The sequence below is a fragment of the Flavobacterium amnicola genome, from assembly GCF_004122165.1.
GTDB lineage: Bacteria > Bacteroidota > Bacteroidia > Flavobacteriales > Flavobacteriaceae > Flavobacterium > Flavobacterium amnicola.
On the sequence record NZ_SBKO01000005.1, the window covers coordinates 93,535 to 107,432 of the forward strand.

The following is a 13,898-nucleotide window of genomic DNA, read 5'->3' on the forward strand; positions in this document are numbered from 1 at the left end:
GCAGAATTTTAAATTCTGCCTTTTTTTATAAAAACAATACCGCTAAAATCCCCAACACAGCTGGAACTGTTTGTACGTATAAAATACGTTTAGAAGCGGTTATGGCTCCGTAAATTCCAGCTACTGCCACACATCCTAAAAAGAATAGCGCAATATTTTTTGACCACTCAGGATTGCAAATTAAAAGCGACCAGATTAACCCAGCTGCTAAGAATCCGTTATATAATCCTTGATTAGCTGCCAACACTTTTGTTGGTACAAATAAATCTTTTGGAATCGTTTTAAATACTTTGGGGGCTTTTGTCGTCCAAGCAAACATTTCTAACCACACAATATAAATGTGGATAAAGGTTACCAATCCGATAATAATTTTTGCGATGATGTTCATAATTAGCTTCTTTCGTTAAATGGTGTGATAATTCCTTTTTCTAAGTATTGTTTCATTTGACGAAGCAAATCCGCCCAACAAAAATTCGCTACTCGATATTCTTTGCTGATTTCTGTCCAATCTTTATGATAAAATTGAACTGAAGTTACTTCTGGTTTTTCTTCTTTTAAAATAAATCCGAAGCTAGTGGGTAACCATTCTTCCATAGCTTTTGTCATTTTAAATTCTACTTGTTCATTGTGTTTTAAAATGGAGATTTCGGCAAACCAATTGTATTCTTCAGTAAAATATAAATTAAAAATGGATCCAATTTCTTGTTTTCCGCTACTTCTTTGCGTCCACCAATTGTCTAAACCATAAGGAGTGCTAATAGCTTCAAATACTTTTTCTTTAGATGTATTAATCGTAAAATCGTGGTAAATTGTTGGCATGAAAATTTGAATTAATCGTTGTCTAAAAGTTTTTCGATTCGCTTATCAGGAATTAACCACATTAAAGCTACTAAAATATATATTACCGCCGAAATAACTTCATGATAATAGGTAGATAAAATGGCTAGAACATATAAAACAACAGAAACTTTTCCTTTGAAATCTTTTCCGATTGCTTGAGCTAATAAAGATTCGTTTCCGTGTTTTTTTATGATTTGATGTTGCAGGATAAAATAGGCGAGGGCACACATCAAAAGGACAAAGCCATAAAAAAGCATGGGGAAAGCTGCAAAATGATGCTCGCCAATCCAAGCTGTCGAAAATGGAATAAGGGAAAGCCAAAACAACAAATGTAGGTTGGCCCAAAGAATTCCTCCTGTTACTTTTTTTACCGTATGCATCATGTGGTGGTGATTGTTCCAATAGATTCCCACGTATATAAAACTTAAAACATAACTGATAAAGACAGGGAATAATTTTAAAAGCGATTTAAAATTGGTTCCGTCTGGAGTTCGAATTTCTAAAACCATGATAGTAATAATTATGGCTAGTACTCCGTCACTAAAGGCTTCTAGTCTGTTTTTATTCATGTTAATGATTTGTGAATTTTCTTTTTGTGTTTGGTTTGTTTGATGTCATCTCCCGAAATAATACTAATGTTTCCGTCAATTTCAAACATGGCCAATTTTACATCATTTTGATGTTCTACACCATGTTCTCGAATGGCTTCTTCCAATTCTTCTGAAGTTATTCCCAAACGCGCTAACGTTTTATAATAGGTTTTTCCGTTGTGAATCAGTATTTCCGGTTTGTCTTGCACAATATTTTTAATAAAATTTGATTTGAGCATTACCTTCTTAAAAATAAAATTGATTGAAAATAAGGCAAGAGCAGCGACTATTCCACCAAGTAAGCTAGAATTACTACCAACCATGGCATTTTGAACCGAATTACTGATCAACAAAATCAAAATGACATCAGCAGTGTTTAATTGTGATAATTCTTTTTTGCCAAATAGACGCAAAGCAATTATCATAAAAAAATAAACAGCTACACTTCGTAGCGTGATGTCAAGAAATGGATTCATTATTTGATTTTAAAATTTTTCTCAATCGCTTTAATCATCTCCCCAGCAATATCTTTATGAGTAGCGCCTTCAATCCCTTCCAATCCAGGCGAAGAGTTTACTTCTAGTAATAATGGTCCTTTAGAAGAACGAATGATATCTACTCCAGCCACTTTTAGATCCATGGCTTTTGCCGCTTTGATGGCTATTTTTTTCTCTGCAGCCGTTACTTTTACTACCGAAGCTGTTCCTCCCATGTGAATATTCGCTCTGAACTCGCCAGGAGCAGCTTCACGTTGCATCGAAGCAACTACTTTACCATCTACCACAAATAGACGTAAATCTTTACCATTGGCTTCTTTAATGAATTCTTGCACTAAAATATTGGCATTCAAACTCTTGAAAGCATTGATTACTGATTCGGCTGCTTTTTTGGTTTCCGCCAAAACAACACCTTTTCCTTGTGTGCCTTCCAATAGTTTTACGATTAAAGGAGAGCCGCCTACCATTTTAATCAAATCATCGGTATCTAAAGGAGAATTGGCAAAACCTGTGGTGGGAATATCCACCCCGTGATTTAAAAGTAATTGTAGTGAAAATAATTTATCTCTCGATTGGGTGATGGATGCCGCAGAATTTAACGTATACACTTTTAACGCTTCAAATTGACGAGTTAAGGCACAACCATAGAACGTAATACTCGGGCGAATACGAGGAATAATCGCATCGAAATCGTTTAATACTCTTCCGCCACGGTAATGAATTTCCGGTGTGGTCGCATCGAGTTTCATATAACATTCTTTAATATTCAAGAAATGCATTTCATGACCACGTAATTCTCCCGCTTCCATAATTCTGCGGTTACTGTATAATTCGGGATTACTAGCTAAAACACCAATTCGTAATCCGTTTTTTACCACTTCTGACGATTTGTAGTAATTTTTTATTTCATCGAAAGAGGCTTGTCCCAATTGATATTTTTCTTCCGGATCCACTACGATTCTTCCCATCATTGCTTCTCGTCCCAAAAGCATACGGAAACCCATCGAATCTCGATTGGTAAGTGTAACTTCTATTGTCCAAGTTTTCTCGCCTAATTGTAATTGGGTTTGTATCACATAACGTTGTTCACGAAAACCACTGGAACTTTTCACAACGCGTTTATCAATTAATCGTGCTTCGCAACGTTTGGTTATTTTGGTGTTATTTTGAAGGGGATTGACTTCAAACTGTACCCAATTTTCATTATTTCTTAAAAATGGAGTAATATTTAAAGCGTGTAAGGCTGAAGTTTTAGCACCAGAATCTACACGAGCTTTGATGTACGGAATTTGCAATTCGGGAAAAGAGCACCATTCTTCACTTCCAATAATTACTTTGCTAGAAGGCATAAAATGTTTTTTATATTAAAGAACTAAGTTAGTATATTATTTTCAATAAAAAAACCTACTAATTAGTAGGTTTTTGAGCTTTTTTGACTTTTACTTTGAGTTCTTGTAAATCAGAATCCAAATCCATTTCTATGGTATCGCCTTCGTGAATTTTGGAGGTGATAATTTCTTCCGCCAAAGCGTCTTCCACATATTTTTGAATGGCACGCTTTAAAGGTCGCGCTCCAAATTGTTTGTCGAAACCTTTATCGGCAATAAAAGCTTTGGCTTCTTCTGATAAAATTAATGTGTATCCTAAATCTTTTACTCTTCCAAATAATTTTTTTAATTCAATTTCGATAATTAAATTAATGTCTTCTTTTTCCAAAGCATTGAAAACAATAACATCATCAATTCGATTTAAAAATTCAGGAGCAAATGTTTTTTTCAGAGCATTTTCAATTACTCCTTTTGAATGTTCATCTGCTTGATTGGTTTTTGCACTTGTACCAAAACCAACACCTTGCCCGAAATCTTTTAATTGACGTGCACCTACATTAGACGTCATGATAATGATAGTATTTCTGAAATCAATTTTACGTCCCAAACTATCGGTTAAATAACCATCGTCAAGTACTTGTAACATCATGTTAAATACATCTGGATGCGCTTTTTCAATTTCATCTAGAAGCACTACACAATACGGTTTGCGACGTACTTTCTCCGTTAATTGTCCACCTTCTTCATAACCTACATATCCCGGAGGTGCACCAACCAATCGTGAAATAGCAAATTTTTCCATGTATTCACTCATGTCGATACGAACTAAAGCATCTTCAGAATCAAATAATTCTTTGGCCAAAACTTTCGCCAATTGTGTTTTACCTACACCAGTTTGACCTAAGAAAATAAAAGAACCAATTGGTTTGTTTGGGTCTTTCAATCCTGCACGGTTTCGTTGTATGGCACGAGCAATTTTTTGAACCGCTTCTTTTTGTCCAATAACTTTGTTCTCAATTAATTCAGGTAAATGCGCTAATTTGTTACTTTCGGTTTGTGCGATTCGATTTACAGGAATTCCTGTCATCATAGAAACCACATCAGCAACGTTATCTTCAGTAACTTGAATACGATTGTTTTTTGAATCTTCTTCCCATTGCTCTTGCGCAATAGCTAAATCTTTTTCTAAACGTTTTTCATCATCACGAAGCTTAGCTGCTTCTTCGTATTTCTGACGTTTGACAACTGTATTTTTTAACTCACGAACTTCTTCTAATTGACGCTCTAAATCTAAAATTTGTTTTGGAACATCGATATTCGTGATGTGTACGCGAGAACCGGCTTCGTCTAATGCATCGATAGCTTTGTCTGGTAAAAAGCGTTCGCTCATATAGCGTTCGGTTAGTTTTACACAGGCTTCAATTGCTTCAGGTGTATACGAAACACTATGGTGGTCTTCGTATTTACCTTTGATATTGTTCAGAATTGTAATCGTTTCTTCAATAGAGGTAGGATCGACAATCACTTTTTGAAAACGACGCTCTAAAGCACCATCTTTTTCGATGTACTGACGGTATTCATCTAAGGTTGTGGCACCAATACATTGTATTTCACCTCTAGCTAAAGCAGGTTTAAACATATTGGAAGCATCTAGGGAACCGGTAGCACCACCAGCGCCAACTATCGTATGAATTTCATCTATGAAAAGAATGATATCGTCATTTTTCTCCAATTCATTCATAACTGCTTTCATACGCTCTTCGAATTGTCCACGGTATTTTGTTCCGGCTACAAGCGAAGCCAAATCAAGGGTGACTACACGTTTTCCGTATAAAATTCTTGAAACTTTCTTTTGTATAATTCGAAGTGCTAAACCTTCTGCAATGGCTGATTTCCCCACTCCTGGTTCACCAATTAATAGCGGATTGTTCTTTTTTCTTCGGCTTAAAATTTGAGAAACACGTTCTATTTCTTTTTCACGTCCTACTACAGGATCCAATTTCCCTTCTTCGGCCATTTCGGTTAGGTCACGCCCAAAGTTATCTAAAACAGGGGTTTTAGATTTTTTATTTGATTTATTGGCAGGATTATTAAAATTGCCTTCTTTAAAGCTGTCATCTTGTCCTGAATCGTCTCCATAGGAAGACTCGTTTTTCGGGAAATTGTCTTGAAAATCTTCTTCGTTTGGTTGCATAGTCAAATATTGTTCTTTAGCTATATCGTAATCGATTTTTAGCTTGTTTAATAATTTAGTGGTTGGGTCGTTTTCATTGCGTAAAATACACAGTAATAAGTGAGCAGTACTTATAGAGGAACTTTGAAAAACCTTAGCCTCCAAAAATGTGGTTTTTAGCGCTCTTTCGGCTTGACGCGTTAGGTGTAGGTTTTTCTTGTCATTTCCTGCTATCGGATTAGGATTGGCAGGGCTTAAGATTTCAACTTTTCTGCGTAAATGTTCTAAATCAATAGAAAGATTGTTTAATATATTAATGGCAGAACCATTTCCGTCTCTCAAAATCCCAAGCATAAGGTGTTCAGTCCCGATAAAATCGTGACCCAAACGTAATGCTTCTTCCTTGCTGTAAGTAATTACATCTTTAACTCTTGGTGAAAAATTATCATCCATATCGTTGTGATTAGTATTGTAAATTTAGTGATTTATGATAGGAAATGCAAAAATCATTCCTCTCTTGAGGTACTGTCATGCTAATTGACGAAAAATATTGGGAAACAAAAATTAAATAGGCTATAATTTATTAACCAAAGTACTACTACTTTTTGTTAATAAATAGTTGAAATCTGACAATTGAAATACTATTAAAAAAGTCAGAAATGCGTATATTAGCGCGTTTAGAAAATAATTTAAATACATAATATAAATACGTATGTCTGAAGGAGAAAAGTTAATTCCAATTAACATTGAAGACGAAATGAAATCAGCTTACATCGATTATTCGATGTCGGTTATTGTATCACGTGCGTTACCTGATGTAAGAGATGGTTTGAAACCTGTACACCGTAGAGTATTGTTCGGTATGCACGAATTAGGAGTTTATTCAAATAGAGCCCATAAAAAGTCGGCGAGAATTGTCGGTGAAGTATTGGGTAAATATCACCCACATGGAGATACATCAGTATATGATGCGATGGTTCGTATGGCTCAAGAATGGAGTTTACGTTACTTAATGGTTGACGGTCAAGGGAACTTTGGTTCGGTTGATGGAGATAGCCCAGCAGCAATGCGTTACACCGAGGCGAGAATGAAAAAATTCTCGGAAGAAATGTTGGCCGATATCGAAAAAGAAACAGTTGATTTTCAATTAAATTTTGACGATACGTTAGAAGAACCAAAAGTAATGCCTACTAAAGTACCTAACTTATTAGTAAATGGTGCTTCGGGTATTGCAGTAGGTATGGCTACTAATATGGCGCCGCACAATTTAACGGAAGTTATCGATGGTACTTTAGCATACATTGATAATAATGATATTGAAATAGATGAATTAATCAACTATATAAAAGCGCCAGATTTTCCAACCGGAGGTATTATCTACGGAATGGATGGTGTAAGAGAAGCATTCAAAACAGGACGTGGACGTGTAGTAATGCGTGCTAAAGTTGGTTTTGAAGAGGTTGATGGTCGCGAATGCATTATCGTGACTGAAATTCCGTACCAAGTCAATAAAGCCAATATGATTAAACATACGGCCGATTTGGTGAATGATAAAAAAATTGAAGGGATTTCGACTATTCGTGACGAATCGGATAGAAATGGTATGCGTATCGTTTACATTCTAAAACGTGATGCTGTTCCAAACGTAGTTTTAAATACTCTTTATAAATATACGCAATTACAGTCTTCTTTCAGTGTGAATAATATCGCATTGGTGAAAGGAAGACCTCAAATGTTAAACTTAAAAGACTTAATTCATTATTTCGTAGAGCACCGTCATGATGTAGTAACACGTCGTGCACAGTTTGATTTACGTAAAGCAGAAGAAAGAGCACATATTTTAGAAGGTTTAATTATTGCTTCCGATAATATTGACGAAGTAATTCAATTAATTAGAAGTTCTAAAGATGGAGACGAGGCACGAGCAAAATTAATTGAACGTTTTAATTTATCTGAAATTCAAGCACGTGCCATTGTAGAAATGCGTTTGCGTCAGTTAACGGGTCTAGAGCAAGATAAGTTACGTGCAGAATTCGAAGAAATCATGAAAACCATCAACTACTTAAAAGAGTTATTGGCTAGTAAAGAAATGAGAATGCAAGTAATTAAAGATGAATTAGTAGAAATCAAAGATAAGTACGGAGATGCCCGTCGTTCGACTATCGAGTATTCTGGTGGTGATGTAAGTATTGAAGATTTAATTGCCGATGAGCAAGTGGTGATCACTATTTCTCACGCGGGTTATATCAAACGTACTCCTTTATCGGAATACAAAACACAAAATAGAGGAGGAGTCGGACAAAAATCAGCTGGAACGCGTGATGCCGATTTCTTAGAACATATGTATGTGGCAACAAATCACCAATATATGTTATTCTTTACGCAAAAAGGGAAATGTTTCTGGATGCGTGTGTATGAAATTCCGGAAGGAAGCAAAACAGCCAAAGGACGTGCAATTCAAAACCTTATCAACATCGAAAATGAAGATAAAGTAAAAGCATTTATTTGTACACAAGATTTAAAAGATCAAGAATATATTAACAACCATTGCGTTATAATGGTAACTAAAGAAGGTCAAGTGAAGAAAACTTCTTTAGAGCAATATTCTCGTCCAAGAGTTAATGGTGTTGCTGCCATTACCATAAAAGATGGTGACGAATTATTAGAAGCAAAATTAACGACTGGAAATAGTCAAGTTTTAATTGCTGTGAAGTCTGGTAAATTGGTTCGCTTCGAAGAAGAAAAAACAAGACCAATGGGGCGTACTGCTTCGGGAGTTCGCGGAATTACATTGGCGGATGAAAAAGACGAAGTAATCGGAATGGTATCAATTGATAGAGATCATGTTAACGATTCGCAATTGTTAGTTGTGACCGAAAATGGTTATGGTAAACGTACCAAATTGGTAGATGAAGATGGAGAAGATGTGTATCGTATCACCAACCGTGGAGGTAAAGGGGTGAAAACTTTAAACATTACTGAGAAAACTGGAGCGTTGATTTCTATCAATAATGTAACTGACGAAGATGATTTAATGATTATTAATAAGTCTGGTTTAACGATTCGTATGAAAGTTTCCGATTTACGTGTAATGGGACGTGCAACGCAAGGGGTTCGCTTAATCAATATCAAAGGAAACGATTCTATTGCAGCAGTTTGTAAAGTAATGCGCGAAGATGAAATTGAAGAATCGGAAGAAGGTGTAATTGATGTTGAGGCGGTTGAAGGAGAAGAACCAGAAACAAATGAAACATCTGAAGATACTCAAGATAACGAATAAAAATTAGTATAAAAATAGAATAGGCATAGTTATTGTAAATTCTATAATCAAATTTAAAATCACAAATAATGAAAATTAAAAATTTAGCAATAGCAACTGCTTTGTTTGCATCGTTTGCAACATTTGCTCAAAAAGACGAAGTTAAAGCAGCTGATAAATCTTTAAAAGCTGGAAATGCGGCAGATGCAAAAGCCACTTTAGATGCAGTAGCATTTAAAATTGTGAATGGAGACGATGCTTTAAAAGCGCAATATTATTTCATATTAGGAAATGCAAATTTAGAATTAGCAAAGAAAAATGTAGACGAAGGAAAAAATCTTTTAGAGGCTGCCAAAGCATTTAATGAATTAGTTGCTGTTGAAAAAAGTTCTGGGAAAGCTAAATTCACTGAGCAGGCACAAACGTCTTTAATTGATGTAAAAGGACTTTTGACAAATAGTGCAGTAACAGATAGTAATCAAAAGAAATACAAAGAAAGTGCATTGAAATTATATGAAGTGTATCAATTGGATAAAAAAGATACCACCATGTTGTATTATGCAGCTTCAACGGCAATTAACGCACAAGATTATGATATGGCGCTAGACTATTATAATAAATTGAAAGGGCTTAATTATTCGGGGAAAGGCGTTACTTATTCGGCTAAAAATAAATCAAACAATCAAGAAGAAACTTTTTCTACTTTGAAAGATAGGGATTTTGCTATAAAATTAGGTACCCACTCAGATCCTAAAACAGAGCAAATTCCTTCTAAAAGAGGTGAAATTTATAAAAATATTTCTTTGATTTATATTCAAAAAGGAGATGCTGCAGCTGCTAAAAAGGCAATTGTAGATGCTAGAAAAGCGAACCCTGATGATGTTTCTTTAATTATGTCGGAAGCTGATTTATATCTTCAAGCAAAAGACTATGTGACGTATAAAAATTTGGTTACTGAAGTATTGGCTAAAGACCCAAACAATGCTGATTTGTATTATAATTTAGGAGTTGTTTCCTCACAATCATCTGATAAACAAACCAAAATTGACGCTGAAGGATATTATTTAAAAGCAATTGCTATCAATCCGCAATATAAAAACGCCTACATGAATTTAGCTGTTTTAAAATTAGACGGTGAAAAAGAAATTGTTGATGCCATGAATAAGTTAGGGACTTCAGCGGCAGATATGAAAAAGTATGATGCTCTTAAAGCGAAAAGAGAAGTGATGTACAAATCAGCTATTCCTTATTTAGAGAAAGCCTACGATTTATTTGTTGGAGATAAAGACATCAAGTCAACTCTTTTAAACATGTACAACGCTTTAGATATGACTGAAAAAGCAAAAGCATTAAAAGCAAGATAATACTCTTTATAAAGAATAAAAAAAGTCCTGAATTTCAGGACTTTTTTATTTATATTATTTTCTTTATTACTCTTAGTTTGTGAGTGTGTCTGTTAAGTTCGGCGTTATAAATGCCCAAATGATCCAAACGATCAATACGAACTTTGCCACTTGCATGAATGATGTAATTATCTTCCATAATAATGCCTACATGAATGATATTCCCATCTTCATTGTCAAAGAAGGCTAAATCTCCAGGTTCGCTTTCTTCTATGAAACTTAATGGATCTCCTTGATTAGCTTGTTGTGAGGCATCTCTTTGTAATTTATAACCATTTAGTTTATACACCATCTGAGTAAATCCAGAGCAATCAATCCCAAAAGGCGTTTTTCCGCCCCATAAATACGGAGCGTGCATGTACATAAACGCGGTATTGATGATTTCCTTTTTTGCTTTTTCACCACTGGTTTTTAAGCCTTCAAAATTTAAATTATCGGTATTGATGGTATCATAATTTAAAAATGACAAGGAGGCTCCTAACGGAATTGGCATTAACAAATTATTCGGAGAGGTGATATATTCTATTAAATCAGCATTTAAAACAATCGAATCTTTTGAAAGTTGATGGAACTGTTCTTCTGTAATGGCTACAAATTGCTTGTTGTCAATCCAACCTTCATAATCATCATAAGCCAGTTTTATTTTAGACCATTTTTGATTTTGTTCTAAAATAGTGAAATGTTCTCCAAACAACACTTGCGAAACTAATTCGCTTCTGTCACTTGGTTCTAAACGTAAAGGGATATTGGCTAGATTGCAAAGTCCAAACATTGGCTATTCTTGATAATTAACAATTGATAATAAAGTTTCTATTATCAATTGTTAATTGTTAATTCTATAATCTATTACTTAAGCTTTTTCGATAACAATTGCTGAAGCACCACCACCACCATTGCAAATAGCAGCTGCACCAATTTTGGCATTGTTTTGTTCTAGAACATTGATTAAAGTCACAATGATTCTTGCTCCAGAACATCCAAGTGGATGACCTAATGAAACGGCTCCACCGTTTACGTTAACTTTATCATTATCCAAACCTAAAATTTTGGCGTTGGCTAAACCTACCACTGAGAACGCTTCGTTGAACTCAAAGAAATCTACTTCAGACAATGAAACTCCTGCTTTGTTTAATGCAATTGGTAGGGCCTTAGCTGGAGCTGTAGTAAACCATTTTGGTTCTTGTGCAGCATCGGCATATCCTTTAATATAAGCTAATGGTTTTAATCCCATTGCTAATGCTTTTTCTTCGCTCATTAAAACTAAAGCAGCAGCACCATCGTTGATTGTTGATGCATTGGCAGCAGTTACAGTTCCCTCTTTAGTGAAAACGGCATTAAGAGCCGGGATTTTATCTAATTTTACATTAGTGTATTCTTCGTCTTTAGAAACCACAATAGGGTCTCCTTTTCTTTGTGGAATTGTTACCGGAACAATTTCAGAATTAAATTTTCCAGCTTCCCAAGCCTTTGCCGATCTTGTATACGATTGAATAGCAAAATTATCTTGTTCTTCACGTGAAATTTTATATTCTGAAGCACACAAATCAGCAAAAACACCCATGGCTTGTTGATCATAAGCATCTACTAATCCGTCTTTTTGCATTCCGTCTTGCATCGAAGTTGGACCAAATTTAACACCATTTCTTAGGTGAACATAATGTGGAATTAAACTCATGTTTTCCATTCCACCTGCTACAACGATTTCTGCATCACCACACATAATAGCTTGTGCGCCTAACATTACCGATTTCATGCCGGAAGCACAAACTTTATTAACTGTAGTACATGCAACATCATTTGATAATCCTGCAAAAATTGCAGCTTGTCTCGCAGGAGCTTGTCCTACACCAGCTTGAACAACATTACCCATATATACTTCATTTACTAAAGCTGGGTTTAAATTTATTTTGTCTAAAGCACCTTTAATAGCCACAGCGCCTAATTGTGGAGCAGAAACACTAGATAACGCTCCCATAAAACTTCCAATTGGAGTACGAGCCGCTGATACTATAACAACTTTTTTCATTTTGAATGATTTACTAAATTATAGGTGCGAATTTACTAATTTTAAAAAGATTTTATAACTCCTTTTTAACTTTATTTATTCGGATTTTTGTGTATTTTTAGTTTTTATTTGTGGAATAGCGATTAATGTATCCTGTTGATTTTAAGCAGTTTCAAAAAATATGTAAAAAATCTATCAAAAAAGTAACTTAAAAAGTTGGTAATAACGGTTTGATACATTACATTTGCAACCGCAAAAAAGGTTAAGTTCTTTGCAACAGGAGAGGTGCCAGAGCGGTAATGGAGCAGATTGCTAATCTGTCGACGGGTAACTGTCGCCAGGGTTCGAGTCCCTGTCTCTCCGCTTTTTTTTGCCTTCGGGGTGTAGCGTAGCCCGGTTATCGCGCCTGGTTTGGGACCAGGAGGTCGCAGGTTCGAATCCTGCCACCCCGACAAAATAAAGCATTGCTTTTTAAAAATTTTAGGTTGCGTAGCTCAGCTGGATAGAGCAACTCACTTCTAATGAGTAGGTCCTAGGTTCGAATCCTAGCGCGATCACAGAAAAGTCTCGTATTTACGGGGCTTTTTTTATTCCTATAAGTTAACTATCTTTCTCCTAAAAAAAATCTTGATGAAAACGATATTTTCTTTTGTGTGTTTCTTTTTTGCAGTTAGTTTACAGGCGCAAACTGTTGTTGCCGATTCAACTTTTGTGAATTTAAAAGAATATTCACAAGATTTTGTGTTGGATATGAAATATGCAACGACTGATAATTTTTTAAAGGCAAAAGTGTATGAATGTGAAGCGTGTTATTTGCGATTTAAAACTATTAAAGCGTTAGTTGAAGCCAATAATGATTTTATCAGAAAAGGATATCGCATTAAAATTTTTGATTGTTATCGCCCTTTGGATGTTCAGAAGAAAATGTGGAAAATAGTTCCAGATGCCAATTATGTAGCCAATCCCGCTCGTGGTTCTATTCACAATAGAGGAGGAGCTGTTGATATTACTTTAGTTGACGAAACAGGAACAGCACTCGATATGGGTACTTCTTTTGATTTTTTCGGACCCGAATCGGGACATGACTTCAAAGAATTTGCGAAACCCATCTTAAAAAACAGAAAATTACTCAAAAAAATAATGCTACGAAATGGTTTTGAATCGTTTGATTCTGAATGGTGGCATTATAATTTAGAAGGGGCGAAAAAAGATAAATTGTCTAATTTTAATTGGCAATGCAATTAAAGTTGTCAATAAAGAAAGAATCGGGTTTATAGGTTTCTTTCAATGTTTCAGACGTTAGTTCTTTGTGAAAAACATAATCTTCAGAACTACCAGAAAAACGGATTCGCATTAATGAAATCGAATGTTTTGTAATTTCTTCAAAATCATCTTTTAAAAACAAAAAACTAGCCTCTAGAAATCGATTATTGGTTTTTTCTTTTTCATTGTAAACCAAATTATCACATTTCGGTTCTTCGCCGTTAATTAACGTATAGATTTTTCCGTTTGATAACTGGAAAATAATTCTTGAATTTTTATCTAGACATTTAGGAGCATCGAAATCGTTACTTTTTTGAATGTATTCCATTTTCAAAACCGGAACACCATTCACCGATTGTAGTGACATAAAAATCAAAGTCGATTTGTTTCCAAATACTTTTTCATAAACCAAACAACTTTTGGTTTCTTTCAATGTACCAATAGAATCGGTTACGTTAACTGCATAATCGCAAGGTTTTTGAGCAAAAATGAAGGTTTGAATAAATAAAAAGAAAAAAAGTATTTTGATTTTCATGAGGC

General features: G+C 35.0%; 12 protein-coding genes and 3 tRNA genes. 6 read left to right on the forward strand and 9 right to left on the reverse strand.

All coding sequences use genetic code 11. The annotated features are described in order from the left end of the window. Nucleotides 1-25: 25 nt before the first annotated feature. Genes EQG63_RS10915 through EQG63_RS10940 form a run of 6 tightly spaced genes read right to left on the reverse strand, consistent with a single transcriptional unit; the run spans nt 26 to nt 5,881 of the window. The gene (locus EQG63_RS10915) at nt 26-388 is read right to left on the reverse strand and encodes a DUF1304 domain-containing protein (RefSeq protein ID WP_129436414.1); all 363 of its coding nucleotides are present in this window, start codon (nt 386-388) and stop codon (nt 26-28) included. Nucleotides 389-390: 2 nt separating this feature from the next. Further along, a complete protein-coding gene (locus EQG63_RS10920; protein ID WP_129436415.1) occupies nt 391-819 on the reverse strand; it encodes an SRPBCC family protein in 429 nt (142 codons plus the stop codon). An 11-nt stretch (nt 820-830) separates the two neighbouring features. Then, nucleotides 831-1,409, reverse strand: coding sequence for a TMEM175 family protein (locus EQG63_RS10925; protein ID WP_129436416.1), 579 nt, complete (start codon nt 1,407-1,409; stop codon nt 831-833). Further along, entirely contained in the window at nt 1,406-1,906 is a 501-nt protein-coding gene (locus EQG63_RS10930; RefSeq protein ID WP_129436417.1) for a DUF421 domain-containing protein, read from the reverse strand. Before EQG63_RS10930 ends, EQG63_RS10925 begins: the two co-directional genes overlap by 4 nt. Continuing rightward, nucleotides 1,906-3,276, reverse strand: a complete 1,371-nt coding sequence (gene rimK / locus EQG63_RS10935) for a 30S ribosomal protein S6--L-glutamate ligase (RefSeq protein WP_129436418.1) — start codon at nt 3,274-3,276, stop codon at nt 1,906-1,908. The genes EQG63_RS10930 and rimK overlap by 1 nt, the downstream gene beginning before the upstream one ends. A 58-nt stretch (nt 3,277-3,334) precedes the next feature. After that, entirely contained in the window at nt 3,335-5,881 is a 2,547-nt protein-coding gene (locus tag EQG63_RS10940) for an ATP-dependent Clp protease ATP-binding subunit (RefSeq protein ID WP_129436419.1), read from the reverse strand. Nucleotides 5,882-6,140: 259 nt separating this feature from the next. Between EQG63_RS10940 and gyrA the strand changes: the two genes are divergently transcribed. Together gyrA and EQG63_RS10950 are read left to right on the forward strand one after the other, a co-directional pair. Beyond that, nucleotides 6,141-8,708, forward strand: a complete 2,568-nt coding sequence (gene gyrA, locus EQG63_RS10945; protein ID WP_129436420.1) for a DNA gyrase subunit A — start codon at nt 6,141-6,143, stop codon at nt 8,706-8,708. A gap of 68 nt (nt 8,709-8,776) precedes the next feature. Beyond that, a complete protein-coding gene (locus tag EQG63_RS10950; protein WP_129436421.1) occupies nt 8,777-10,051 on the forward strand; it encodes a tetratricopeptide repeat protein in 1,275 nt (424 codons plus the stop codon). A gap of 49 nt (nt 10,052-10,100) precedes the next feature. Here the strand turns inward: EQG63_RS10950 and EQG63_RS10955 are convergent, their stop codons facing one another. Beyond that, entirely contained in the window at nt 10,101-10,862 is a 762-nt protein-coding gene (locus EQG63_RS10955) for a C40 family peptidase (RefSeq protein WP_129436422.1), read from the reverse strand. A gap of 78 nt (nt 10,863-10,940) precedes the next feature. Continuing rightward, nucleotides 10,941-12,116: an acetyl-CoA C-acyltransferase gene (locus EQG63_RS10960; protein WP_129436423.1), complete on the reverse strand. Its 1,176-nt coding sequence runs from the start codon at nt 12,114-12,116 to the stop codon at nt 10,941-10,943. Nucleotides 12,117-12,374: 258 nt separating this feature from the next. Here EQG63_RS10960 and EQG63_RS10965 point away from each other — a divergent pair. From EQG63_RS10965 to EQG63_RS10980, 4 genes are all read left to right on the forward strand, one after another. Further along, nucleotides 12,375-12,458: transfer RNA gene (locus EQG63_RS10965), tRNA-Ser, on the forward strand. A 14-nt stretch (nt 12,459-12,472) separates the two neighbouring features. After that, nucleotides 12,473-12,547 (forward strand) — tRNA-Pro (locus EQG63_RS10970). A 31-nt stretch (nt 12,548-12,578) separates the two neighbouring features. After that, nucleotides 12,579-12,652: transfer RNA gene (locus EQG63_RS10975), tRNA-Arg, on the forward strand. A gap of 73 nt (nt 12,653-12,725) precedes the next feature. Next, a complete protein-coding gene (locus EQG63_RS10980) occupies nt 12,726-13,340 on the forward strand; it encodes a M15 family metallopeptidase (protein ID WP_129436424.1) in 615 nt (204 codons plus the stop codon). Here EQG63_RS10980 and EQG63_RS10985 read toward each other — a convergent pair. After that, nucleotides 13,321-13,893 carry a hypothetical protein gene (locus EQG63_RS10985; protein ID WP_129436425.1) on the reverse strand — a complete coding sequence of 191 codons (573 nt, stop codon included), beginning with the start codon at nt 13,891-13,893 and terminating at the stop codon, nt 13,321-13,323. The genes EQG63_RS10980 and EQG63_RS10985 overlap by 20 nt on opposite strands. Nucleotides 13,894-13,898: the final 5 nt, after the last annotated feature.

Excerpts from the sequence above, each read along its gene's own strand:
- EQG63_RS10980 (WP_129436424.1), top strand. The coding sequence starts at position 12,726 with ATGAAAACGATATTTTCTTTTGTGTGTTTCTTTTTTGCAGTTAGTTTA.
- EQG63_RS10985 (WP_129436425.1), bottom strand. The coding sequence starts at position 13,893 with ATGAAAATCAAAATACTTTTTTTCTTTTTATTTATTCAAACCTTCATT.
- EQG63_RS10920 (WP_129436415.1), bottom strand. The coding sequence starts at position 819 with ATGCCAACAATTTACCACGATTTTACGATTAATACATCTAAAGAAAAA.
- EQG63_RS10960 (WP_129436423.1), bottom strand. The coding sequence starts at position 12,116 with ATGAAAAAAGTTGTTATAGTATCAGCGGCTCGTACTCCAATTGGAAGT.
- EQG63_RS10925 (WP_129436416.1), bottom strand. The coding sequence starts at position 1,409 with ATGAATAAAAACAGACTAGAAGCCTTTAGTGACGGAGTACTAGCCATA.
- EQG63_RS10915 (WP_129436414.1), bottom strand. The coding sequence starts at position 388 with ATGAACATCATCGCAAAAATTATTATCGGATTGGTAACCTTTATCCAC.
- EQG63_RS10950 (WP_129436421.1), top strand. The coding sequence starts at position 8,777 with ATGAAAATTAAAAATTTAGCAATAGCAACTGCTTTGTTTGCATCGTTT.
- EQG63_RS10940 (WP_129436419.1), bottom strand. The coding sequence starts at position 5,881 with ATGGATGATAATTTTTCACCAAGAGTTAAAGATGTAATTACTTACAGC.
- gyrA (WP_129436420.1), top strand. The coding sequence starts at position 6,141 with ATGTCTGAAGGAGAAAAGTTAATTCCAATTAACATTGAAGACGAAATG.
- EQG63_RS10955 (WP_129436422.1), bottom strand. The coding sequence starts at position 10,862 with ATGTTTGGACTTTGCAATCTAGCCAATATCCCTTTACGTTTAGAACCA.
- EQG63_RS10930 (WP_129436417.1), bottom strand. The coding sequence starts at position 1,906 with ATGAATCCATTTCTTGACATCACGCTACGAAGTGTAGCTGTTTATTTT.
- rimK (WP_129436418.1), bottom strand. The coding sequence starts at position 3,276 with ATGCCTTCTAGCAAAGTAATTATTGGAAGTGAAGAATGGTGCTCTTTT.